This is a genomic window from Micromonospora sp. NPDC048842, from assembly GCF_040649935.1.
GTDB lineage: Bacteria > Actinomycetota > Actinomycetes > Mycobacteriales > Micromonosporaceae > Micromonospora > Micromonospora hortensis.
In genome coordinates, this window is the sequence record NZ_JBEZGK010000003.1 from 335,245 (window position 1) to 358,053 (window position 22,809).

The window sequence follows — 22,809 nt, forward strand, 5'->3', positions numbered from 1 at the left end:
CCCTGGGAACGCTCGTCGGACAGTCGAGACCACCGACACGCGAACCGGGGTGACCATGGCCGACAGCACCACGAACGCGCCGACGTACGACGAGCCGGTGGGCCGGTCCGGAAACGGCCGGACGCTGCCCGCCCCCCGTACGAATCCGGTCCTGTCGCTGGACGACGGCGACCCGGCGGACCTGGCCACGATCGGGGTGGAGGAGGAGTTCCACGTCGTCGACCTGCACACCCGGGAGTTGGTGCCCCGCGCCGGGGAGTTGCTCGACCGACTGCCGACGGCCTCGTTCACCGCCGAGCTGCACCGCAGCGTGGTGGAGACCAACACCGCTGTCTGCCGCACCCTGGACGAGATCCGCGCCGAGCTGACACGGCTGCGTCAGGCGGCCGTCCAGGTCGCCGACCGGGTCGGTCTGGGCATCGTGGCGGCCGGCACGGTGCCGCTGCGGGCCGACGGCGACCCCAGCGTCACCCCCACCTCCCGCTACCGGCGGATGCTCGACGAGTACCAGATGCTCGCCCGGGAGCAGTTGATCTGCGGCGCGCAGGTGCACGTCGGCGTCTCCGACCGGGACCTGGCGGTGGCTGTCACCCGCCGGGTCCAGCCGTGGCTACCGGTGCTGCTCGCCCTCTCCACCAGTTCGCCGTACTGGATGGGCCAGGACAGCGGCTACGCGAGCGTCCGGTCCCTGGTCTGGCAGCGCTGGCCCACCGCCGGCGACCCGGGCGAGGTGACCAGCGCCGCGGACCACGAGGCGCTGGTCGCCGAGCTGATCTCCTCCGAGACCATCACCGACCCCGCCATGATCTATTTCGACGTCCGGCCGTCGGCGCACGTGCCCACAGTGGAGCTGCGGGTCACCGACGCCAACGCCGACGTGGAGACCATAGTCCTGCTCACCGGCCTGTTCCGGGCACTCGTCCGACGGGAGGTCGCCGCCCTGCGCGCAGGGGCGGAGCGCACTGCCGTACGACCACCGGTGCTGCGCGCCGCCCTGTGGCGGGCCGCCCGCTCCGGGTTGGAAGGTGACCTGCTCGACCTGCCCCGCTCGGCCCGACCGGTGCCGGCCGCCCAGGCGGTCCGCCGCCTGGTGACCGACCTGCGCCCACAGCTGGAGGCGATCGGGGACTGGGAGCAGGTCAGCGACCTGAACCGGTACGCGCTGGAACGTGGCAGCTCCGCCGCCCGGCAGCGGCGGGCGTACGAGCGACGGGGCCGATTGGCCGACGTGGTCGACCTGCTGCTCGACGAGACCCGGGGTCGGGTCCGCGGTCCGCTGCCGGGTGCGCCGACACCGCCGGCGCTGCCCACGTACGCCGACGCCGGTGACGAGGTCTTCGGACCGGCCGGACCGCAACCGGCGTACGCGCCGATGCTCGCGGCCCTGCGCCAACTCGGCGCCGGGGTCCTGCGTCAACGCGAACACGACCGGGACGAGGAGCAGCGGGCCCGGGGCGTGACGTTCAGCGTGGCCGGCGAGGCGAGCACCCGGCTCTTCCCGGTCGACCTGGTGCCCCGGGTGGTGCCCGCCGCCGACTGGCGGACCCTGCGTACCGGCCTGGTGCAGCGCGCCCGCGCCCTCGACGCGTTCCTGCGCGACGTCTACGCCGACCGGGCCGTGGTGGCCGACGGCGTGGTGCCGGCGTGGGTGGTGGAGTCCTCACCCGGGCTGCGCCCGACCGGGGCGCTGATGGGCCGGCGAGGCACCCGCGCCCAGGTGTCCGGCACCGACCTCGTCCGGGACCCGGACGGCGGCTGGTACGTGCTGGAGGACAATCTGCGGGTGCCCTCCGGGATCGGCTACGCGGTGCAGAACCGTCGGCTGACCCGGGCGGTGCTGCCGGAGCTGCCGGTGCCGGAGGATCTGCTGCCCGCCGACGAGACGCCGGCGATGCTGTACCGGGCGCTGGTCGCCGCCGCGCCCGCCGCGGCCGACGACCCCGCCGTGGTGGTGCTCAGCAGCGGCCCCGGTGATCCGGCGTGGTTCGAGCATCGGCTGCTCGCCGACGAGATGGGTGTGCCGCTGACCGAGACCAGCGACCTGCTGGTGGAGGAGGGCCGGGTTCGGCTGGTCCGCGAGGGCTGCCGCCGGGAGGTCGACGTGATCTACCTGCGGATGGACGAGGAGGCACTGCTGCACGCGCCCGGCGCGGACGGGGTGCCGCTGGGCTGGCCGCTGCTCGCCGCCGTGCACGCCGGACGGCTCACCCTGGCCAACGCGCTGGGCAACGGTGTCGGTGACGACAAGGCGCTGTACGCGTACGTGCCCCGGCTGATCGAGTACTACCTGGGCGAGAAGCCGCTGCTCGGGGACGTGCCGACGTACCTGTGTGGGCTGCCCGAGCAGCGGGCCGAGGTGCTGGGCCGGCTCGACGAGCTGGTGCTCAAGCCGGTCGACGGGTACGGCGGTGACCGGGTGGTGATCGGCCCCCGCGCCGAGGCGGAGGAGTTGGACGCCGTCCGGGAGCAGATCCTCGCGGCCCCGCACCGGTGGATCGCCCAGGAGATGATCGCGCTGACCACCCACCCGGTCTTCGACGGCACGGCGCTGGCTCCCCGCCACGTCGATCTGCGGGCGTTCGTGTTCCTCGGCGACACCGCCGAGGTCGCGCCGGTGGCGCTGACCCGGGTGGCCCCGGCCGGCAGCATGATCGTCAACTCGTCGCGCGGTGGCGGGTCGAAGGACACCTGGCTGCTCGGTGGAGCCGACGAACCGTCGGCGTAACCGACGCTTGACCCACCCGTCATCGGGACGCAACCCGGTCCGCCAAGCCTGGACCGGTCAGCGGCCCCCAGCGGATCCAGCCGATGAGAGGTGTGTGCCATGTGCGGTATCGGAGGCGAGTTCCGCCTCGACGGGGCGCCACCGGATCTGGCCGCCGTCGAGCGGATGCTTCCCGCCCTGGCCTCCCGGGGCCCGGACGGCGAGGGTCGGTGGCAGCAGGGGTCGGTGGCCCTGGTGCACCGCCGGCTGCGCATCATCGACCTGTCCGACGCGGGCGCCCAGCCGATGGTCGACACCGAGCTGGGTCTGGCAATGGTCTTCAACGGCTGCATCTACAACTACCGGGAGCTGCGCGACGAGCTGACCTCGGCCGGTTACTCCTTCCGGTCCACCTCGGACACCGAGGTGATCCTCAAGGCGTACCACAGGTGGGGGACGGCCTGTGTCGAGCGGTTCTACGGGATGTTCGCGTTCGCCCTGGTCGAGCTGGCCACGCACACCCTGGTGCTGGCCCGGGACCGGCTCGGCATCAAACCGCTCTACCTGGCCGAGGGGCCGGGCCGGGTGCGTTTCGCCTCGACCCTGCCGGCGTTGCTCGCCGCCGGTGACGTGGACACCGACCTCGACCCGGTGGCGCTGCACCACTACATGAGCTTCCACTCGGTGGTGCCGGCGCCACGCACGATCCTCGCCGGGGTCCGCAAGCTGCCACCGGCCACCGTGCGGGTGATCACCGCGGACGGCCGGCGCACCGACACCACCTACTGGCGGCCGGAGTTCAACCGCGCCGCCGTCCCCGCCATGTCCGCCGACGAGTGGCAGGAACGGCTCATGGCGGCGTTGCGCACCGCCGTACGACGGAGGATGGTCGCCGATGTGCCGGTCGGCGTACTGCTCTCCGGCGGTCTCGACTCCAGCCTGATCGTCGCCCTGCTGGCCGAGCAGGGCCAGACCGGCCTGGCCACCTTCAGCATCGGCTTCGAGGCGGCGGCGGGGGAGAGCGGCGACGAGTTCCACTACTCCGACCTGATGGCCCGTCACTTCGACACCGACCACCAGCAGATCCGCATCGGCGCGAAGCGGTTCGTCCCCGCCGTGCACCAGGCCATCGCGGCGATGAGCGAGCCGATGGTCAGCCACGACTGCGTCGCGTTCCACCTGCTCTCCGAGGAGGTCTCGCAGCGCATCACAGTGGTGCAGTCCGGGCAGGGCGCCGACGAGATCCTCGCCGGCTACGACTGGTACCCGCCGATGGCCAACGTGGCCCGCGCGGACGCCGTCGAGGCGTACGCCAGGGTGTTCTTCGATCGTCGTCACGACGCGCTCGGCGGGCACCTGGCGCCCGAGTGGATGCTCGACCACGACGCCAGCCTGGAGTTCGTCGCCGCGCACTTCGGCGCGCCCGGCGCGGACACCGCGCTGGACGCGGCGCTGCGCCTGGACAGCCTGGTGATGCTCGTTGACGACCCGGTCAAGCGGGTCGACAACATGACGATGGCCTGGGGGCTGGAGGCCCGTGTGCCGTTCCTCGACCACGAGGTGGTCGAGTTGGCCGCCGCCTGCCCACCGGCCATGAAGCTGGCGCAGGGCGGCAAGGGGGTGCTGAAGGCCGCGAGTCGGGGCATCGTCCCGGACGAGGTGATCGACCGGCCGAAGGGCTACTTCCCGGTGCCCGCCATCCGGCATCTCTCCGGCCCACTGCTCGACGACGTGCGGGACGCGCTGACCGCCCGACCGGCGCGCGAGCGGGGCCTGTTCCGCAAGGACTACCTGGAGGAGTTGCTGGACGCGCCGAACGCCCGGCGGACCACGCTGGGCTCCAACGCGCTCTGGCAGCTTGGGCTGCTGGAGCTCTGGTTGCAGCGGATCGGGGTTTAGATGAGCGTACGGATTGAGTCGCCGCGCACCACCCGGCGGCCCCGACCCGCGAGCCACCGGCCGGTGTCACCGCCGGTGCCGATCAGCGAGGACTTCGCCCCCGCGCCGTCCCCCGACGGCCGCCGGGTGGCGTTCCTCTCCGACCGGGCCGGCACGCCCGGCGTCTGGGTCTGTCAGGTCGACGCGGGTGCGCCCGTCGCGCTGCCCGTCGGTGACGAGCCGGTCCTCGCGCTGAGCTGGTCCCCGGACGGCCAGTGGTTGGCCTGTGTCGTCGCCCCCGGTGGCGCGCCCCGCACCGAGCTGTGGGTGCTGCGCCCGGACGGCACGCGACGCCACCAGGTCGCCGGGTTCGGCCGCCGCAGCGCCGCGCTGGCCGGCTGGCTGCCGCACGGCGCGGTGCTGGCGGTCACCGAGACCGACGAGCACGGGCAAGCCCTGCTGGTCGACGCCGACACCGGGCACCGGCGGGTGCTCGCCCAGGGCGACCTGCTCACCCTCCTGGACGTGACCCCGGACGCCGGCACCGCGCTGCTGCGCCGCGGCCCTCGTAACGCCCGCTGGCTGGAGGTGCTCGACGTGGCCACCGGCGTTCGACGGCGGCTCCTCCCGGACACCGGGCGGGGCAGCACCGACCAGGGTTGGTTCGGCCCGGACGGCACGAGCGTGCTGGCCCGCACCGACGCGTACTCCGAACTCGCCGCGCTGGTCCGGGTCGACCTGGCCCGACCGGAGCAGCCGCCGACCCGGCTGGCCGGACGACCGGACGCCGAGTTGGAACACATCACGCCCAGCGCGGACGGGCAGCGTGGCGCGTTGCTGTGGAACACCTACGGCGGGCGCAGCGAGCTGACCCTGCTCGACTTCGCCAGCGGTGTGCAGCGGGCCGTCGCCGCCCCCGGCGAGGTGCTCGGCGACGTCGTCCTCGCCGCCGACGGCGGCCTGCTCTGCCTCACCGCGCAGGGGCCGGTGCAACCACGGGAGGTGTGGCTGGTCGACCCGTCGACCGGGGCGCCGCGCCCGCTGCGGCCGGACACCGGCCCGCGTACTGACGATGCCGGTGTCGCGCCGCAGCTGGTCGACCTCCGGGCCCGCGACGGGCTGCCGCTCTCCGGCTGGCTCTACCGCCCGGCCGGGCCGGGTCCCTGGCCGACGGCGATCAGCCTGCACGGTGGCCCGGAGGCGCAGGAGCGTCCTGGCTACAACCGGCTGTTCCAGGCCCTCGTGGCCCAGGGCATCGCGGTCTTCGCGCCCAACGTCCGGGGGTCGTCCGGGTTCGGCCGCTCGTTCGTGGCCGCCGACAACCTCGCCGGCCGCTACGGCGCGATCGCCGACGTGGCGGCCTGCGCGGACTTCCTCGTCGACACCGGCGTGGCCCGGCCCGGCCAGCTCGGCGTCCTGGGCCGCTCCTACGGCGGTTACCTGGTCCTCGCGGTGCTGGTGAACTTCCCGGGTCTGTTCGCCGCCGGGGTCGCCGAGTGCGGCATCTCCGACTTCCGGACCTTCTTCGCCGGCACCGAGCCGTGGATCGCCGCCGCCGCCGTCAGCAAGTACGGCGACCCCCGGCGGGACGCCGACCTGCTGCGCGACCTCTCCCCGCTGACCCACATCGACCGGCTGGACGTGCCGGTGCTGCTGATCCACGGCGCCAACGACACCAACGTGCCGGCGGGCGAGTCGGCGCAGGTCGCCCGGGCCCTCGCCGAGCGCGGTGTGCCGCACGGGCACCTGGTGCTCGCCGGGGAGGGGCACGACTTCCTGTCGCGAACCAACGCCGAGGCGGCCCGTAGGGCCACCACCGGCTGGCTGACCCGGCACCTCGCCGCGACCGCGACCGTCGTCGGCTGAGGCGTTATCCTGCGCCGGTGGAGGTCGCGGCGCAGGACGAGCGGTTGGCCGCGGACCTGGGTCGCTGGCTGGCCGAGGTGACCTTCGTCGACCTGGACACCGACGAGGTCACCGCGCGGGTGATCGAGTCGGTGGTGCGGTGGGCCGAGGCCCAGGGCTGGCGGGTCTACCGGCGCGCACCCAGCGTGCTGCCGTTGCCACCGCCGCTGGAGCAGCGGCACTCGGTGCTCGACGTGGCGTGTGCCCGTCCCGACGGTCCGCCCGTCGTGGTGGAGGTCGACCACACCGACCGGGCCCGTACGGTGCAGAAGTTGCGCGCGGAGGCGGACGCCGGCCGGATCCCGATCTGGGTCCGGTGGGGCGTCGGGCGTTTCACAGCGCCGCCACCGCCGGTGCGGATGGTGACCGTCGAGGTGACCCGGCGGGCCGGTCCGGCCGGGCGCGGGCGGCTGCACAGCCGCGGCGGGGACCGCCCCGCCCCGGCCCACTCGACCGGCGCCGGCACTGTCACCCCGCAGGCGCTGCCGATCCCGTTGACCGACAGGGCGCAGGGCCCGACCGACGACGCGGGTAAGAGCATCGAAAGCGAATCGTAAGCGGGCTCCGGCAGAGTTCTGGGTGTCACCGGATAGCACGACAAACACCCAGGAGATCCCGATGCGCAAGCTCGTCAACTCGACCTACATCACCCTCGACGGCGTCATCGACAACCCGATGTGGACCATGCCGTACTTCGACGAGGAGGCCGCCAGCCTGGCCGGTGCGCAGACCGAGGCGGCCGACGCGATGCTGATGGGCAGGGCCACCTACGACGGCTTTTCCTCCGTCTGGCCGAACATGGATGAGAGCGACCCGACCACTGGCGCCGCGTACTTCAACAACGTCAAGAAGTACGTCGCCTCGACCACCCTGACCAACCCCACCTGGAACAACACGGAGGTGCTCCAGGGCGATCTGGTCGAGGCGGTCACCGCGCTCAAGGCCCAGGAGGGCAAGAACATCATCCAGTACGGCTTCGGCTCGGTCACCGCCCAGCTGATCCGGGCGGGCCTGGTGGACGAGGTTCGGTTCTGGATCCACCCGGTGCTGGAGGGCGGCCCCAGCCTCACCACAGCGCTGACCGACGTCAAGGCGTCGTTCGACCTGGTCGACACCCGGGTGCACAAGAGCGGCGTGATCGTCGCCTCGTACCAGCCGAAGGTGACCTCCTGAGCACCGGTCAGAGCTGGGCCCGGGCCTCGCCCGGGCTCAGCTGCGCGCCCTCGGCGAGCAGCGCGTCGAAGCGTTCCGGCCCGAGCTCGGCCCGCAGCCGTGCTGTCGTCCGGTCGGTGTCGTCGCGTTCGGCCGGCGCGGCGGGGGACTGCGTGGCGAGCCGGGCGGCGGCCGCGGCGCCGAGCAGCCGGGCGGCGACCTCGGGGGAGCGGACCGCCGCGGCCATCCCCTCCAGGGGGCCGACCGCGTCGCGCATCGTCGCCATCGCCTCGGCGACCTCGAACGCCTCGATGTGCAGGGCCAACGCGGCGTCCGGGTCGCCGCCCTGCTCGACGGCGTAGCCCAGCTCCACCAGCACCATCGGCAGGTAGAGCGCGGTTTGGCTCTCTCCCCGGCCCAGGTCGGCGAGGTGGCTGAGGTGGGTGACGGCCAGGTCGAGCTTGCCGTCGCGTCGGGCGGCCAGCCCGAGGCTCATCTCCGCGAAGATCAGTGCGCCGGGCGAGCCCTGCTCCACCGCCAGGTCGTAGGCGCGTTCGGCCAGTTCCCGACCCTGGGCGTAGTCGCGGGTCTGCACGGCGAGCCAGGCCAGCCAGGACAGTTCGGCGCAGACCTGCGGCCACAGCGCCAACTCCTCGGCCCAGCGCAGCCCCTCCCGGTGCAGTGCGAAGGCGCGCTCGTGCTCGCCGCGCATGTCGGCCAGCCCACCCACCCACTCGGTCGCCCGGAGCCGACCCCACCGGTCGCCGAGGTCGGCGAAGAGCGCGGCGCTGCGGGTCGCGGTGCGCTCCAGGGTGGCCTGGTCGCCGTTGGCGTGGGCGATGTGGGCCACTGAGGTGAGTACCGCGGCCTCGGTCCACGGGTCGGTGGCGGCGGTGGGCAGCAGCTCCGACGCCAGGGCCAGGTCGCCGTGCTCGATCACCGCGTTGGCCGCGAACCACGCGGCGTGGCTGTCCGGGTCGGCGGCCACTGCGGCGCGCACGTCGTCCGGGGAGATCACCTCACCCTGCGACAGGGCGAAGCCGACCCGCCAGGGTGCCGCGCGGGCCTCCTGCTCCGGGTCGCCGGGCACGGCCAGCGCCCGCCGTGCCTCGGTGAGTCGACCGCGCAGGAACCAGTACCAGCTCAGTGCGACCGCCAGGCGCAGCCCACCACCGTGCGCCAGTGCCGAGCGCAGGTTCGCCAGCTCGGTGTCGAGCAGCGCCAGCCACCGCCGCTGGTCGGCCCCGCGCAGCCCGGGGTCGGCGCGTTCGGCCAGCTCGGTGTAGTAGGTGGCGTGGCGCCCGCGTATCTCGTCGGCGTCGGTGAGGCGTTCCAGGCAGAACGCGGCCACCGATTCGAGCAGCCGGTATCGGGGGGCCGCGCCGGAGTCGTCGAGCACCACCAGCGACCGGTCCACCAGCCGGGCGAGGGCGTCCAGGTCGGTTCGGCAGACCTGTTCGGCGGCCTCCGGGGTGCAGCCGTCCGGGAACACCGCCAGGTGGGCGAGCACCACCCGGTCGGACTCGTCCAGGAGGTCCCAGCTCCAGCCGATCACAGCGGTGAGCGTCCGCTGCCGGGGCGGCACGTCCCGCTGCGCGGTGGTGAGCAGCCGGAACCGGTCGTCGAGCCGGTCCACCACCCCGCGTACGCCCAGCGCGCGGACCCGGGTCGCCGCCAGCTCCAACGCCAGCGGCAGACCGTCGAGGCGGCGGCACAGCTGGGCCACCGCCGTCGCAGTCTGCCCGTCGAGGCGGAAACCGCGCTGCTGCGCGGCGGCGCGGGCGACGAACAACCGGGCCGCCGCCGAGCGCCGGACCGCGTCCAGGTCACCGTCGTCCGGCACCGGCAGTGGGGGTACCTCCCAGAGCAGCTCACCGGTCAACCCGAGTGGCTCTCTGCTGGTGGCCAGCACGCTCACCCCTGACACGTCGCGCAGCAGCCGGGCGACCAGCTCGGCGACCGGTTCGATGACGTGTTCGCAGTTGTCCAGCACGAGCAGCAACTGCCGGTGCCGCAGGGCCGTGACCACCCGGTCGGCGGGGGACTGGCTCGTTCCGGCGGCCTCGTGGGCGCCCAGAGCGCCGAGCACCTGTTCGGCGACGCTGGCGTCGCCGGCCGGGAGCGGGGCCAGCTCGACCAGTCGGACACCGTCCGGGTAGGACGTGGCGCGGGCCGTCTCGGTGGCCAGCCGGGTCTTGCCGACGCCGCCCGGCCCGACCAGCGTGACGAGCCGTTGGCGGGGCAGCAGCGTCAGCAGCTCGGCCAGCGCCTCGTCCCGCCCGATCAACTCGTCGAGCGCGGCCGGCAGGTTGCTCCGGATGATCGCCGCCTTCGGCGGGACGTCAAGGCCGGCGTCCTGTTCGAGGATCCTGCGATGCAGGGCGACCAGCTCCGGGCCTGGGTCCAGGCCCAGCTCCTCGGCGAGCCGGGCCCGCAGCTCGGCGTAGCTCTCCAACGCCTCGGACTGGCGGCCGGCCGCGTACAACGCGCGCAGCTGCACCGCCCGTAGGCCTTCGCGCAGCGGGTGTCTGGCGACCAACTCGGCCAGGTCCGCGGCCACCAGGTCATGCTCACCCCGGGCCAGCCGGGCCTGCGCCAACCGCTCGTGTACGACGAGGCGCTGCTCGGCGAGGCGGGCAGCCTCGGCCCGCACGAACTCCGCGTCGGCCACGTCGGCGTACGCCTCGCCGCGCCACAACGCGAGGGCCTCGGTCAGCCGTTCGACGTCGGCGCAGCGGGCCAGCTCGTCGAAGCGGTCGACGTCGACCGCGTCGACCCGCAGCAGGTAGCCGGGCGGCCGGGACTCGACCAACTCGCGGGCACCGGGCTCGGCATCGTTGAGCGCCTTGCGCAGCTGCGACACCCGCACCTGGAGGGCTCCGGCCGGATTGGCGGGGGCGTCGTCACCCCACAGGTCGTCGATGAGGCGGTCGGCCGAGACCACCTGGTTGCGGTTGGCCAACAGGTCGGCCAGCAACGCCCGCACCTTGGTGCCGGGCACCACTACCGGCTCGCCGGCGTCCGTGGTCACGGCGAGCGGCCCGAGCACCCCGAACTGCACGGCGGTCATCTTAGTGCCGTCAACTCGCGACCCGAGGTGGACCGTAAGCGCGTTGGCCAACTCCACAATCTTGCGCTTTGTGCAGTGCCATAAGGGGTCGAAAGATGCGTAACGGCCGCAGAAAGTGCAAGATCGCGGGCAGGGGGCCCGGCGCGAAGGTTCGCCACACCTGGTCGTGGCGTGTGGGCGCATTAACGGGTAGAAAGATCTCAACCCCTTCCGGCCCGGCCAACCTCCGGCGGCAAGGGTCAGAGAGCGCTCTCACCGCCCCAGCTGCGCCGGAAGTACGCCCGGCCAGCGGAGAGGACGAACCACATGACAACCCCGTCCCGAGACGTGCGCCGGAGATCCGGTCGTACCCTCCTGCTCGCCCTGGTGTTGACCACCGCCACCACGATGACCAGCACGGCGGCCAGCGCCGGCCGCCCGACGCACGGCGCACCCGACTTCGGCCCTAACGTGACGATCTTCGACCCGTCCATGCCGCTCGGCGAGATCCAGCAGACCCTCGACGCGGCGCACGCCCGGCAGGTCGACAACGAGATGGGCACCGAGCGGCACGCCTACCTGTTCAAGCCCGGCACGTACGGCACTGCCGCACAGCCGTTGCAGGCCAAGGTCGGCTACTACACCGAGGTGTCCGGCCTGGGCGCCTCGCCGACCGACGTCACGGTCAACGGCAAGCTGGAGGTCTACAACCGCTGCCTCGCCGACGGCGGCACCGGCAACTGCCTCGCGCTGGTCAACTTCTGGCGCACCCTGTCCAACCTGTCGCTCACCATCAACGCGGCCGGCCAGGACGACTGCCGGTCGTCGGCGAACTTCTGGGCGGTCTCCCAGGCGGTGTCGATGCGCCGACTGAACATCGGCGGCGGCGGTCTGTCGCTGATGGACTACTGCACCGCCGGCCCGCAGTTCGCCAGCGGCGGGTTCATCGCCGACTCACGGCTGCCGGCCACGACGAACGGTTCGCAGCAACAGTGGCTGACCCGCAACAGCGAGGTCGGCGGCTGGTCCAACGCGGTGTGGAACCAGGTGTTCGCGGGGGTCGAGGGAGCGCCAGACGACGCCACGTTCCCCGACCCGCCGTACACCACGCTGGAGACCACCCCGCTCAGCCGGGAGAAGCCCTACCTCTTCGTCGACGGCAAGGGCCGGTACCAGGTGCGGGTGCCCGCCGCGCAGCGCGACAGCCGGGGCGTCTCCTGGGCTGACGGCATCACGCCGGGGCGCACCATCGGGATCGGCGACTTCTTCATCGCCAAGCCGTCCGACTCGGTGCGCGTCATCAACAGCCAGTTGGCGCGCGGCAAGCACCTGCTGCTCACGCCCGGCACGTACGGCATCGCGCGCAGCATCGAGATCCGGCGCCCGAACACAGTGGTGCTGGGGATCGGGCACGCCACGCTGACCGCCGAGAACGGCGCGATCCCGCTGGACGTGGCCGGCGTGCCCGGGGTGATCGTCGCCGGTGTCACGATCGACGCCGGCCCCGTCGAGTCGCCGGTCCTGCTGCGGGTCGGACGTGAGCACGGCCGCAACGCGAGCAGCCCGCACAACCCGACCACGCTCTCCGACGTGTACTTCCGGGTCGGTGGCCCGCACATCGGGCGGACGAACACCGCGCTGGAGGTCAACAGCGACAACGTGCTCATCGACCACACCTGGGTGTGGCGCGGTGATCACGGCGTCGAGGGCTTCACCGAGGGGGTCAACGGTGACACCGACCGCTGGCGTACCAACACCGGTCGCTACGGGGCCATCATCAACGGCGACCACGTGACCGCTACCGGCCTCTTCGTCGAGCACTTCCAGCGCTACAACACGGTCTGGAACGGCGAGCACGGCACCACGATCCTCTATCAGAACGAGCTGCCGTACGACCCGCCGACGCAGGCCGACTGGATGAACGGCGCGGTCGAGGGCTGGGCCGGGTACAAGGTCGGCGACCGCGTACGTCACCACACCCTGTACGGGGGCGGGGTGTACGTGTTCAACCAGAACAACCCGTCGATCCACACCGAGAACGGCTTCGAGGTGCCGAACCGGCCCGGGGTGCGGCTGCACCACATCATGACCGTCAACCTCAGCGCCGGCACGATCGACCATGTGGTCAACGGCGTCGGGGACGCGGCCGACATGACCAAGGTCGGCGTTCCGGTCTACCTGAAGCAGTACCCGACCCCGTAGCGGGGATCGGGCGTACCGACGGGGCCGGAGCCGGCAGTGGCTCCGGCCCCGTCGTCGGTGGCGAGGGCGTCCGCAGAGGAAGAATCCGGGTCGACGGTCTTGAATTCCTATCGAGTCGGTAGGAAAATACGTGAATGCCGGTTGGTCCGCTCCTCACGTCGCGTCGGGTCGTCGACCTGATGCGAACCGCCAGTGAGCTCTGTCCGGGCACACCGGGCACCGACTGAGCACCGCAGCACCGCACCCCTCTTCCGGCCGCACCGCCGGCTCGCGCGTCGACGCGTGACCCGGCGCGGCTCCGCACGCTCGTCACCGCGCTTCTGAACCGATCCGGCACCGCCGGATCGGTTCACCACCATGGAGGTACGCCATGACATCCGACCAGCCACCGCCCACACCGCCGACGGCCGGCGCGTCCCGGCTCGCGTTCAACGAGGACTGGGCGGCGACCATCCTCGGCCTGGCCCTGCTCGCCCTGGTCCTGTTGGGTGCCATTCCCGCCGGGCTGGTGCCCTGATGACCGCCGACGCGACCCGGACGGGCACCGAGCCCGCCACGGCCGAGGCCACCCGCCTCGACGACGCCACCCGCCTCGACGACGCCACCTCCGCCGACGACCCGCCGGCCGAGGACGTGGTCGAGCGCGACACGTCGTCGACCACCGCCGACCCTGCCGAGCCGACCAGCGTGGCCCGTGACGGGGCGTTCTGGGCATGGACGGCGCTCGGCCTGCTGATCGTGGTCGGTCTCGCCGCGCTCACCCGCTACCTGGAGCAGAACGTCCCGGCCTGGGCCGAGGGCACCGCCGTCGAGGACATCGGAGCGGCGATCGAGTACCCGATCTACGCGATCCTGCTCGGCCTGCTCGGCAACGTCGCCGTCACGCTGGTCGGGTGGCGGGACCGGATCGCCGCTGCCTTCCGGACCGAGTTCTTCATCAAGACCGGTCTGGTGCTGCTCGGGGCGTCGATCAACCTGGCCGTCATCGCCAGCGCCGCCGGCCCGGCGATCGCCCAGGCGATCCTGCTGATCAGCGGGGTGTTCCTGTTCACCTGGTGGTTGGCCGGCAGGTTCGGCCTCGACGACAAGCTGCGGGCGCTGCTCGCGTCGGCGGTGTCGATCTGCGGGGTCAGCGCGGCGATCGCCGCCGCCGGCGCCGTACGGGCGCGCCGCGAACAGTTGGCCTACACGGCGAGTCTGGTCATCGTCTTCGCGTTGCCGTCCATCTTCATTCTGCCCTGGTTGGCCGACGTGTTCGGGCTCTCCGACGCGGTGGCCGGCGCATGGATTGGTGGCAACATCGACACCACAGCGGCGGTCACCGCGGCGGGAGCGCTCGCCGGTGAGGAGGCGCTCCAGATCGCCAGCATCGTCAAGGTCGCCCAGAATGCCCTGATGGGTGTGGTGGCGGTCGCGCTCACCGCGTACTTCACACTGCGGGTGGAACGACGGCCCGGCGCGGCCCGACCGGGCCTCGGTGAGCTGTGGACGCGGTTTCCGAAGTTCGTCCTCGGTTTCATAGCGGCCTCGGTCATCGCCACCTGGTACCTCGACGCGGCTGGCGCGGACGGTAAGGCCACCATCGCCATCGTCAACGACCTGCGCGTGTGGTTCCTGATCCTGGCCTTCGTCAGCATCGGCCTGGAGGTCCGGGTCGCGTCGCTGCGGGAGGCGGGCTGGCGACCGGTGGCGGTGTTCGCCAGTGCCACGGTGTTCAACCTGGCGTTGGCGCTCGCCCTGGCGTCCCTGCTGTTCCGCAACTTCTCGGCCTGAGTCGGCCGGCCGCCCCTGCGGACGGTGGTGGGGCCGGAGCCAGTCTGGCTCCGGCCCCATCGCGATCAGCGGGGCGGTGTCGTCGAGGTGGTCGGCGCGCGGTGGGACCGACCCGATCGGGTGTGCGAGGTGGGCGTCTTCACCGGGTCGAACGGAAGGTCCTTCCTGGTCCGCTCGGGCACCGCCAGGAACGACGCCGCCGACTCGGTGGCCCGCTTGGCGCGGCGCGGTGTGGCTGCCGTGGCGGGGGTGTTCTTCGTCGACCGGCTGTGCCGGCCGCCGGCCTTGTGCCGGCCGGTGCGCGTCTCGGCTCCCGCGACTGTCACCGGGCTGGGGATCAGCACGGGGCGGGCGCTGGCGGTGCGGCCCGTGCGCCGGTGCCGTGCGCGTCCGCTGCCGGTCTTGAAGCCGAGGGCGGGCCGTTCCACCAGGTGCCAGGAGAGAACGGCGAACAGGAGCGCGCCGAGCAGGCTCAGCACGATGTAGCCGAGCATCCCGAACCGGGTCCCGCCGAGCAGGGCGATCATCTGCTGCACCGGGAAGCCGTAGATGTAGATGCCGTAGGTGTAGTCGTGCCGGCGGCTGATCCCGGACAGCCGCTTCGGCAGCGCGACGGCGGCGAAGAGCACCAGGTAGGCGAAGGCCGGCAGGCCCACAGCGAAGAACCCGCCCAGCCACAGCGAGCCGACCAACGCGACGCCGGCCAGCACGGCCAGCTCTCTGGTCACCGGGATCCGGTGCGCGTACAGGCGGGCGGCGGCGCCGAGCAGGAACAGGAAGCCGAGCATCAGCGTCCAGTCGGCGGCGAACGCGCCGAGCAGCGGGAACGGTCCGATCGCGCCGTGTTGTGGCGGGCGGGAGCTCCAGGTCGGTGCCGTGAAGAAGTCCCGCAGGACCAGGGCGTAACAGACGGCGGTCAGGACGAGCACCGCGCGAGGTGCCCGGTGCAGCACCGAGGTCACCACGAGGATGCCGACGATCCCGTAGAACGCCAGGTCGTACCTCAGCGTCCACAGTGAACCGTCGAACGCGCTCGGGCCGCCGACGATCAGACCGTAGGGGGTGTCGGCCAGCAACCCCGAGATGGGGAACTGTTCCATCGAGGCGAGGACGTTCGTCGTGACGTAGTCGAAGGGCCCCTCAGGGTGCCCCCAGAACCCGTCGAGGTTGCCGTTCTCGTACAGCGCCGCCAGCGGCGCGAAGACGAACGCGGTGACCAGCAAACAGGCCCACAGCCCGGGGAAGACCCGCAGGACACGGGCGCGGACGTACTGGCGCAACGTGGAGCGCAGCGCGCTGTCGGTGATGAGGAATCCCGAGATCAGGAAGAATCCGTACAGGCAGAGGGTGCCGAGGTCGCTCTGGCGGCCGAAGGTGGCCGCGCCGAGGTTGTGCTGGCCGAAGCCGAGCGGACCGGCGTGCGCGATGATCACGCCACACGCCATCGCCAGGCGCAGGACGCCGAAGGCGTTGTGCTGGGCGGAGTATCTGCCCTGCAGCGTCGCGGAACGCTGCCCGTTCAACTTCGCCTGCACCTGACGACTCCTCTGATCACTGAACTGTTTGGACCGACGGATCGGAGCGCTGCCGATCGATGTGCCAATTATCAGTGGGTAAAGGAGGTTTGTCCGGAAATTGGGATGATTGTCCAGGTTGCCCGCCGTCAGCCGATGGCGGCGGTGGTGCGGCGACGCTGCGCGACCCGACGGGCCGGCACGTTCAGCAGCCCCGCCAGGGCAACGACTGAGCGGTCACTCGCCCGCCCGTCGCCGAACGGCGAGCCGACGACGGCGGCCCGCCCGCTGGCAAGGTGGCGCAGCCCGGCCGACAGGAGCCGTTCGGGATCGGTGCCCACCAACTCACCGCGGCCCGGCGTCAGGGCCTCCGGACGTTCCGTGGTGTCCCTCGTGACCAACAACGGCACCCCCAGTGTGGCGGCCTCCTCCTGGAGCCCACCCGAGTCGGTGACGACAAGGTCGGCCGCCCGTAGCAGCCCGACCATCTGTGGATAGGGCAGCGGTGGCGTGACCCGGGCGTTGGTGACGCCCGCGAGGCCCGTGGTGACCTCCGCGCTGAGCTGCGGGTTCGGGTGGGTGACCATCACGATCTGGGCGTCGGGGCACGCTCGCGCCAGGCGGCGGAGCCCGTCGACAGTTGCCGCCACCCCGTGGCCCCAGTTCTCCCGTCGGTGCACAGTGGCCACCACCAGCTTGCGGGCCCTGTCGACCCACTCCGGTGCCTGGGCCATGCCGCGCTCGATCAGGTCGTGTAGGGCGTCCACGACGGTGTTGCCGGTCACCACTATCGCGCCGGGGCGAATGCCCTCACCGATGAGGTTCGCCCGGGCCGCCTCAGTTGGCGCCAGGTGCAGCGCGGCGATACGGGCGAGCATGGCCCGGTTGGCCTCCTCCGGGAAGGGCCGGTCCAGGTCGTTGGTCCGCAGTCCGGCCTCCAGATGGACGACCGGAACGTGCCGCCAGAACGCGGCAGTCCCGCCGGCCAGGGCGGTCGTGGTGTCCCCTTGCACCACGACCGCCGCTGGACGGTGGTGTGTGAGCAGCTCGTCGATTCCCGTGATCAGTGCCGCCGCCAGTTCGGCAAGCGAGCCGGTACGCCGTTGCGGACGCAGGCTCACCTCCGGGCGGAGACCGAACGGGGCGAGTGCCTCGGCGACGCGTCCCGGCTGTTGACCGGTATCCGCCACCCGTACCGTGAACCTCGGATCATCGAGGAGACGGCGGATCAGAGGCGCGGTCTTCACTCCTTCCGGCCTGGTGCCGGCGAGGATCAGGACCTCTCGCGGTGTAGAACTGCTCGCACACATGTCGGGTCAGCTCCTGGCAGCCGCGCGGCGACGCCGGAGGAGCGAGATCCCGCCGGTGGTGCCGGCCACGAGCGCGCCGAGACCGAGCGCGAGCGGTGCCCCGGCGAGCGGGATCACCGGAATGGGGGGCGCGACCGCGTTGGCCCCGCAGCTCGACGTGCCGATGGTGACTCCGGCCAACGCACCGCCGAGCGCCGTCAGGTTCAGCGCATTGACGGTGAGCTGGCCGACGCCCGAGCTGGACTGGCCGTTGAGGGTCAGGTCGATCAGCCCCGGGATGCTCAGCCCGGTGTTCGGCGCCGGGTTGACCGGCAGGCTGAGCAGGGTCGTCTCGATGCCCAGGATCGTCGAGACGATCCGGGCGTTGACCAGGCTCGCGGTGCCCGTCGCCGACGGGCTGCTGGTAGCGGTGCACGACGAGTAGATGGCGTCGGCGACGAGTGAGATCGTGGCGAGGCCGCTGGTCCCGAGGGTCAGCGTCACCCCGGCGCCCGGCGTGACGAGGCACGACCCGCCGGGACCGATGGTGATCGAGCCGCCGGTGCCGAGCACACCGGCGCAGGCCGCCGACGTGCCGTCGTTGAACGCCCGGACACTCTGGCTCAGCACACCGGCCGTGATGACGGTCTGCGCGCCGAGCACGGCCAGCGGGGGATTCTGGTTACCGGAGATCGACTCGGTGGTGCCGTCGTTGGTGGCAGACGCCGTGCCGGAGCTGGCGAGGCCACCACCGAGCAGGCTGATCTGAAGTGCCGAGGCGGACGACTGGGAGGTGTCGGCCATCGCCGGAGAGGCCGCCAGGACGACCATGGCGAGACCACCGGCCAGCACCGCTGCGGTGCGGGCGAGACCGGATCTAACTCGTGGCATAGATGTCTACTTTCTGGTGTGGGCGATTGCGGGGCGGTCTGTGGTGGGGGTGGTGAGGTGCGAGAGGTGACTGAGGTGCCGGGGCGGTCGGATCGACCGTGGCCCGTCGTTGCGGCCCGACCGGCGTGCCGGTTGGGCCCGTCGTGGCTGGGCCGGCACTGCGGCGCGACCCACTGCCGCCTGGCCGACGGCCACTCGACCCACGGCCCGAGCCGGGGCCGGTTGGGGCTGTGGATCGGCGGCACGGGCGGTCTTCTGCCAGTCCGTGCGGGCCGTCACCATGCGGGCGAAGGCCAGCCAGACCGCCAGTGACTGGGCGTAGCTGTAGAGCCAGTGGCAGACGCCGAGCAGCAGGGCCTTGGGTATCGACAGCTGCGGCTCACAGCGGATCCGGTAGACGATGCCCCACAGGGCGAACGGTCCGATGCCGAAGACGAGCACGAGCGGGGGTACGCCCCAGCCGCCACTGTTCCACCAGCCGCGCAGCCCACCCATCGTGTTGTCGATGTAGTAGGACATCACCACCAGGCAGGCGACGTAGATCGGTGTGCCGAGCAGCTGGGTCCACGGCGCGGCCAGGAAGTGGGCGATCTCCAGGGTGGCCGAGTTGCGGATGCGCGGCGAGCGCAGCACCTTGCCGAGGTAGCGGCCACACTGCATCGACCCCTGGGCCCAGCGGGTGCGCTGCCGCACCAGCGGGCGGATCCGGGTCAGCGCCTCCTGGGCCACCCAGCTCTCCGGGCAGTACTCGGTGCGACCGCCGGCCAGCAGGATGTGCAGGCCCAGCTCGAAGTCCTCCAGGAGGGCGCCGTGCCACGGTGTGCCGTGCTGATCGGCGATCTCGTTGAGCAGGGACAGCCGGGTGAACTGCCCGTTGCCGCCCATCGCCACGCTGCCGGTGCGTCGCCGTAGCGACTGCATGGCGGCGATCGGGGCGCGGAACTCCATGTCCTGTAGCCGGATCAGCAGCCGTCCCCAGCGACCGACATCGGTCGGCTGCGCGTACCGGCGCGGCGCGCACTGGAGCATCCGCACCTCCAGCTGTACCGCGCCGACCTGCGCCGAGCCGAAGTACTGACGGCCGGAGAGGGCGACCGGGCCCTGGGGGTCGAGTCGGCTGTCCGCGTCCAGGACCCCGACGATCACCCGGGTACGGTCCGCGTTGGCGGGCAACCACTGCTCGATGCGTTGCCAGGCGGCGTTGAGCGCGGCGCCCTTGCCCTGTCGCGCGTCCGGCAGTTGACGCTGGACCACGTGCACCCGCGGTTGGTCGGTGAACGCGGCCAGTTCGGCCAGTGTGCCGTCGTCGGACGCGTCGTCGACGCACCAGATGGTCGCCTGCGGGAAGTCGCAGAGCAGGCGCCGCACGGTGTCGCCGATGACCGACGCCTCGTTGCGGCACGGCACGATGATGTGCCAGTCGAAGCCGTCCGGGCTGCCGCCCCGACTACGTCCGCTCTTCAGGTGGAACACCAGGATGCTCAGCACGTACGCGCAGAAGCTGACGCACAGCAGGAACGCCGCGGTGTTGAGCAGGGCGAGCGACTGCGTCTCAGTGGACACCGGCGACCGTCCCGGAGATCCGCTTGGTCCGGCTGACCAGGACCACGAAGAGGATCGTGACGGCGATCAGACCGGCGGTCGTGATCACCGAGCCGATCAGCACGTGGCTGCGTTCGTAGCCCAGTTTGAAGCCCCAGGTCTGCATCGAGACCACCACCGCGCCAAGTCGGAGCTGGTTCACAGTGACCAGCAGCACGACGGCCATCGCCAGGGCGTTGAGTCCACGCGTCAGCGAGATGCGGCGGAAGCCGACCAACGTCGACGCGAGCACGATCGGCGGGATCAGCAACATGGCGACCGAGCAGCCGCTGGAGACCATGAAGCCGACCCAGCGCTCGTCCAGTGGGAAGATCACGGCCGCGCCGATGGACTTGGTGTCCGCCAACCCGACAGCGTTGACGAGATGAGCGTTCAGCCACGCCTCAGCGCTGGCGATGTCGTGCCACCGCCAGAGCATGGCGACGGCGGCGGCGACTCCGATCAGGCCACCTGCGCTGGCGCGCAGCCACGACCCGCGTCGGGCACCTGTCATCGCTCGCGGCCCAGCATGGCGACGAGCCACAGTGCCAGACCCAGCACTACCAGCCCGACGCCGACCAGCAACCAGGACTGAACGGCAACCCCGGTGGCGGCAAGGCCACCTCCGATGTGTGGCCCCTTGGTGGGTACTCCGTACATGCCAACTCCCTCGCTAACTCGAAGGCCAGAATGGCACCGCAGAATCGGGCAAAGAGGATAAAGCGGCATAGAGACCCTAAAGAGTGATTAAATGCTTCATGAGTGTGGCAGGCGGGTGATCCGAACGGCTGCATCCCTTGCCCCGCAACAGGTTCAGCGTCCCGAGAGTTCGTGCAGAGGTGGTCAAGATGGTGACCGGTATCCCCGGCCGCACGGTCACGCCGGCGCCGTCGAGGTGGCGGGCGATGGCAGGCTGGAAGAAGGCGGGCCTCGCCCTGCTCCTGATGTTCGGCGTGCTCTGCGCGGGCCTCGTCACCGTCGGCTTCGGCCTGAAGCACCGGTACGAGAGCCGCGTGCAGCGCGAGGACATCCTCGGTCAGGGCACCCACGACGACCGCCGGTGGGAGTCGGGCCCGCTCAATCTCCTGCTGCTCGGGTCGGACTCCCGCGACGGCGAGCCGGACCAGGCCCTCTACCCCGGGCAGCGGTCGGACACCATCATGCTGGTGCACGTCAACGCCGCACGGGAGGCGGCCACCGTCGTCTCCATCCCCCGGGACAGCTACGTCGACGTGCCCGCGGCGGGGCAGACCTGGGCCGGCGGTCCCAACAAGATCAATGCCGCGTTCGCGTTCGGCGGGGCCGCGCTGGCCGCCGAGACTGTCGCCAAACTCACCGGGCTACCACTCGACGGCGTGCTGGTGGCCAACTTCGCTGCCGTCCGCAAGCTGGTGGACGCTGTGGAAGGGATCAACGTGTGCCTGCCGTACACCGTCAAGTCCTCGGACACCGGCGCCACCTGGCCCGCCGGCTGCCACGACCTCGACGGTAAGGCGGCCGACGACCTGATGCGCCAGCGGCACGGCGTGCCCGGCGGAGATTTCGGCCGCATCTACGACCAGCAGCTCGTGGTACGCGCCCTGGCCGAGCGGGTCACCGCGACCAACCTGCTCACCAGCCCGACCCGACTCGACCGGGTGCTCACCACCGCTGCCGAATCGCTTGTCGTCGACCGCGACCTGAACCTCACCGACCTCGCCCTCGTGCTGCGCAAGGTGAAGCCGGAGACGGTCCAGTTCGTCACCGTCCCGTTCAGCGACGCGAACCTGCAGACGCCGGCCGGGTCCGCGGTGCGGCTGGACGAGGTCCAGGCTCCGGCGCTCTTCGCCGCCCTACGCGAGGACCGGGTGGCGCAGTGGGTCGCGGCCAACCCGCAGACACCACCGGCCAACTGAGCACGGGCACGAAGACGGCGGGTGGGAGGTCCCTGGGACCTTCCACCCGCCGAGTCTGTCGGCCCAGGTCTAGCGCGACCGCCGCCAGTAGCGGCAGGTCCAGTCCACCTGGTGCAGTTCGTCCTCGATGCCGTGCTCGGCGCGGAAGTCGTCGACGGCCTGCTTGCAGCCGCGTACCGCGTGGTAGTCGTCGATGATCACGTAGCCTCCGACGGAGAGCTTCGGGTAGAGCGAGCGCAGCGCCACCATCGTCGAGTCGTAGAGGTCCCCGTCGAGACGCATTACCGAGATCTGCTCCACCGGCGCGGTCGGCAGGGTGTCGGAGAACCAGCCCTTGAGGAACCGGACCTGGTCGTCGAGCAGCCCGTACCGCTCGAAGTTCGCCTTCACCTGCTCCAACGACACCGCCAGGAAGGGCACCTGCCAGAGCGCGTCCTCGACGTCCTCGACCCGGTGGGCAGCCGGCTTCGGCAGACCGCGGAACGAGTCCGCGACCCACACCGTCCGGTCCCGGTCGCCGTAGGCGCGCAGCATCCCGCGCATGAAGATGACCGCACCGCCCCGCCACACACCGGTCTCGATCAGGTCGCCGGGCACGCGCCGCTCCAACACGTCCTTGACGCATCGCTCCAGGTTGTCCAACCGCCGCAGCCCGATCATGGTCTCGGCCTCCGGCGGCCAGTCCCGGCCGGTGGCCCGCGCCTCCGCGTCGAAGGGGAACTGGAGCACCAGCTCCAGGCCCTTACGTTGCAGCAGGTGCCGGCCGCGCTGGAGGATCCGGCCGTGCAGGGACCCCTGACGTGGGTGGTAGGGCATCCACGTCTCGCGGAAGACGTAGCGGGTCAGCGCCTTCTTGAGCAGATCGCAGTAGAGGGCGCGGGGATCGTCCAGCGACGGCTCGGACGCCTGTGTGGGTATCAACATCTCACTCATCGGCCTATCTCCTTGTCAGTGTCGTTTGAAGCCAGCTGGGCGG

At 71.7% G+C, this 22,809-nt stretch carries 17 protein-coding genes; 9 read left to right on the top strand and 8 right to left on the bottom strand.

The window, feature by feature from the left end; translation table 11 throughout:
- Positions 1-55: 55 nt before the first annotated feature.
- From AB0C19_RS06355 to AB0C19_RS06375, 5 genes are all read left to right on the top strand, one after another.
- The gene (locus tag AB0C19_RS06355) at positions 56-2,725 is read left to right on the top strand and encodes a carboxylate--amine ligase/circularly permuted type 2 ATP-grasp protein (RefSeq protein ID WP_357180320.1); all 2,670 of its coding nucleotides are present in this window, start codon (positions 56-58) and stop codon (positions 2,723-2,725) included.
- Positions 2,726-2,824: 99 nt separating this feature from the next.
- Positions 2,825-4,603: an N-acetylglutaminylglutamine amidotransferase gene (locus tag AB0C19_RS06360; protein ID WP_357180324.1), complete on the top strand. Its 1,779-nt coding sequence runs from the start codon at positions 2,825-2,827 to the stop codon at positions 4,601-4,603.
- Complete coding sequence (locus AB0C19_RS06365; protein WP_357180327.1) at positions 4,604-6,448, top strand: S9 family peptidase; 1,845 nt, start codon at positions 4,604-4,606, stop codon at positions 6,446-6,448.
- Positions 6,449-6,465: 17 nt separating this feature from the next.
- On the top strand, positions 6,466-7,044 hold the full coding sequence (locus AB0C19_RS06370; protein ID WP_357180329.1) for a hypothetical protein: 579 nt from the start codon (positions 6,466-6,468) through the stop codon (positions 7,042-7,044).
- Between the two features lie 61 nt (positions 7,045-7,105).
- A complete protein-coding gene (locus tag AB0C19_RS06375; protein WP_357180332.1) occupies positions 7,106-7,660 on the top strand; it encodes a dihydrofolate reductase family protein in 555 nt (184 codons plus the stop codon).
- Between the two features lie 7 nt (positions 7,661-7,667).
- Here AB0C19_RS06375 and AB0C19_RS06380 read toward each other — a convergent pair whose 3' ends face one another.
- The gene (locus tag AB0C19_RS06380; protein ID WP_357180335.1) at positions 7,668-10,709 is read right to left on the bottom strand and encodes a BTAD domain-containing putative transcriptional regulator; all 3,042 of its coding nucleotides are present in this window, start codon (positions 10,707-10,709) and stop codon (positions 7,668-7,670) included.
- Between the two features lie 306 nt (positions 10,710-11,015).
- On the opposite strand from AB0C19_RS06380, the gene AB0C19_RS06385 reads away from it, so the two are divergent.
- The 3 genes from AB0C19_RS06385 to AB0C19_RS06395 all read left to right on the top strand — a co-directional run bounded on the left by AB0C19_RS06385 (position 11,016) and on the right by AB0C19_RS06395 (position 14,663).
- Entirely contained in the window at positions 11,016-12,890 is a 1,875-nt protein-coding gene (locus AB0C19_RS06385) for an adenylyl cyclase (RefSeq protein WP_357180338.1), read from the top strand.
- 370 nt (positions 12,891-13,260) lie between these two features.
- Positions 13,261-13,407 carry a hypothetical protein gene (locus AB0C19_RS06390; protein WP_181548476.1) on the top strand — a complete coding sequence of 49 codons (147 nt, stop codon included), beginning with the start codon at positions 13,261-13,263 and terminating at the stop codon, positions 13,405-13,407.
- The gene (locus tag AB0C19_RS06395; RefSeq protein ID WP_357180342.1) at positions 13,407-14,663 is read left to right on the top strand and encodes a putative sulfate exporter family transporter; all 1,257 of its coding nucleotides are present in this window, start codon (positions 13,407-13,409) and stop codon (positions 14,661-14,663) included. Before AB0C19_RS06390 ends, AB0C19_RS06395 begins: the two co-directional genes overlap by 1 nt.
- 65 nt (positions 14,664-14,728) lie before the next feature.
- On the opposite strand, the gene AB0C19_RS06400 is transcribed toward AB0C19_RS06395, so the two are convergent.
- The 6 genes from AB0C19_RS06400 to AB0C19_RS06425 form a co-directional block, all read right to left on the bottom strand.
- A complete protein-coding gene (locus AB0C19_RS06400; RefSeq protein WP_357180345.1) occupies positions 14,729-16,198 on the bottom strand; it encodes an acyltransferase in 1,470 nt (489 codons plus the stop codon).
- A 128-nt stretch (positions 16,199-16,326) separates the two neighbouring features.
- Positions 16,327-17,487: a UDP-N-acetylglucosamine 2-epimerase (non-hydrolyzing) gene (wecB, locus tag AB0C19_RS06405; RefSeq protein WP_357180348.1), complete on the bottom strand. Its 1,161-nt coding sequence runs from the start codon at positions 17,485-17,487 to the stop codon at positions 16,327-16,329.
- 6 nt (positions 17,488-17,493) lie between these two features.
- Positions 17,494-18,357 (bottom strand): choice-of-anchor P family protein, encoded by an 864-nt coding sequence (locus AB0C19_RS06410; protein ID WP_357180350.1) that lies wholly within the window; start codon positions 18,355-18,357, stop codon positions 17,494-17,496.
- Positions 18,358-18,363: 6 nt separating this feature from the next.
- Positions 18,364-19,920: a glycosyltransferase gene (locus AB0C19_RS06415; RefSeq protein WP_357180353.1), complete on the bottom strand. Its 1,557-nt coding sequence runs from the start codon at positions 19,918-19,920 to the stop codon at positions 18,364-18,366.
- Positions 19,910-20,452 (bottom strand): hypothetical protein, encoded by a 543-nt coding sequence (locus tag AB0C19_RS06420; protein ID WP_238682446.1) that lies wholly within the window; start codon positions 20,450-20,452, stop codon positions 19,910-19,912. The genes AB0C19_RS06415 and AB0C19_RS06420 overlap by 11 nt, the downstream gene beginning before the upstream one ends.
- Positions 20,449-20,598, bottom strand: a complete 150-nt coding sequence (locus tag AB0C19_RS06425; protein WP_088989215.1) for a peptidase — start codon at positions 20,596-20,598, stop codon at positions 20,449-20,451. The genes AB0C19_RS06420 and AB0C19_RS06425 overlap by 4 nt, the downstream gene beginning before the upstream one ends.
- Before the next feature lie 245 nt (positions 20,599-20,843).
- On the opposite strand from AB0C19_RS06425, the gene AB0C19_RS06430 reads away from it, so the two are divergent.
- Complete coding sequence (locus tag AB0C19_RS06430; protein WP_357180357.1) at positions 20,844-21,833, top strand: LCP family protein; 990 nt, start codon at positions 20,844-20,846, stop codon at positions 21,831-21,833.
- Positions 21,834-21,902: 69 nt separating this feature from the next.
- Here AB0C19_RS06430 and AB0C19_RS06435 read toward each other — a convergent pair whose 3' ends face one another.
- Positions 21,903-22,766, bottom strand: a complete 864-nt coding sequence (locus AB0C19_RS06435) for a TylF/MycF/NovP-related O-methyltransferase (protein WP_357180360.1) — start codon at positions 22,764-22,766, stop codon at positions 21,903-21,905.
- Between the last annotated feature and the right edge of the window lie 43 nt (positions 22,767-22,809).

Excerpts from the sequence above, each read along its gene's own strand:
- AB0C19_RS06355 (WP_357180320.1), top strand. The coding sequence starts at position 56 with ATGGCCGACAGCACCACGAACGCGCCGACGTACGACGAGCCGGTGGGC.
- AB0C19_RS06360 (WP_357180324.1), top strand. The coding sequence starts at position 2,825 with ATGTGCGGTATCGGAGGCGAGTTCCGCCTCGACGGGGCGCCACCGGAT.
- AB0C19_RS06365 (WP_357180327.1), top strand. The coding sequence starts at position 4,604 with ATGAGCGTACGGATTGAGTCGCCGCGCACCACCCGGCGGCCCCGACCC.
- AB0C19_RS06375 (WP_357180332.1), top strand. The coding sequence starts at position 7,106 with ATGCGCAAGCTCGTCAACTCGACCTACATCACCCTCGACGGCGTCATC.
- AB0C19_RS06380 (WP_357180335.1), bottom strand. The coding sequence starts at position 10,709 with ATGACCGCCGTGCAGTTCGGGGTGCTCGGGCCGCTCGCCGTGACCACG.
- AB0C19_RS06385 (WP_357180338.1), top strand. The coding sequence starts at position 11,016 with ATGACAACCCCGTCCCGAGACGTGCGCCGGAGATCCGGTCGTACCCTC.
- AB0C19_RS06390 (WP_181548476.1), top strand. The coding sequence starts at position 13,261 with ATGACATCCGACCAGCCACCGCCCACACCGCCGACGGCCGGCGCGTCC.
- AB0C19_RS06395 (WP_357180342.1), top strand. The coding sequence starts at position 13,407 with ATGACCGCCGACGCGACCCGGACGGGCACCGAGCCCGCCACGGCCGAG.
- wecB (WP_357180348.1), bottom strand. The coding sequence starts at position 17,487 with ATGTGTGCGAGCAGTTCTACACCGCGAGAGGTCCTGATCCTCGCCGGC.
- AB0C19_RS06410 (WP_357180350.1), bottom strand. The coding sequence starts at position 18,357 with ATGCCACGAGTTAGATCCGGTCTCGCCCGCACCGCAGCGGTGCTGGCC.
- AB0C19_RS06420 (WP_238682446.1), bottom strand. The coding sequence starts at position 20,452 with ATGACAGGTGCCCGACGCGGGTCGTGGCTGCGCGCCAGCGCAGGTGGC.
- AB0C19_RS06425 (WP_088989215.1), bottom strand. The coding sequence starts at position 20,598 with ATGTACGGAGTACCCACCAAGGGGCCACACATCGGAGGTGGCCTTGCC.
- AB0C19_RS06430 (WP_357180357.1), top strand. The coding sequence starts at position 20,844 with ATGGCAGGCTGGAAGAAGGCGGGCCTCGCCCTGCTCCTGATGTTCGGC.
- AB0C19_RS06435 (WP_357180360.1), bottom strand. The coding sequence starts at position 22,766 with ATGAGTGAGATGTTGATACCCACACAGGCGTCCGAGCCGTCGCTGGAC.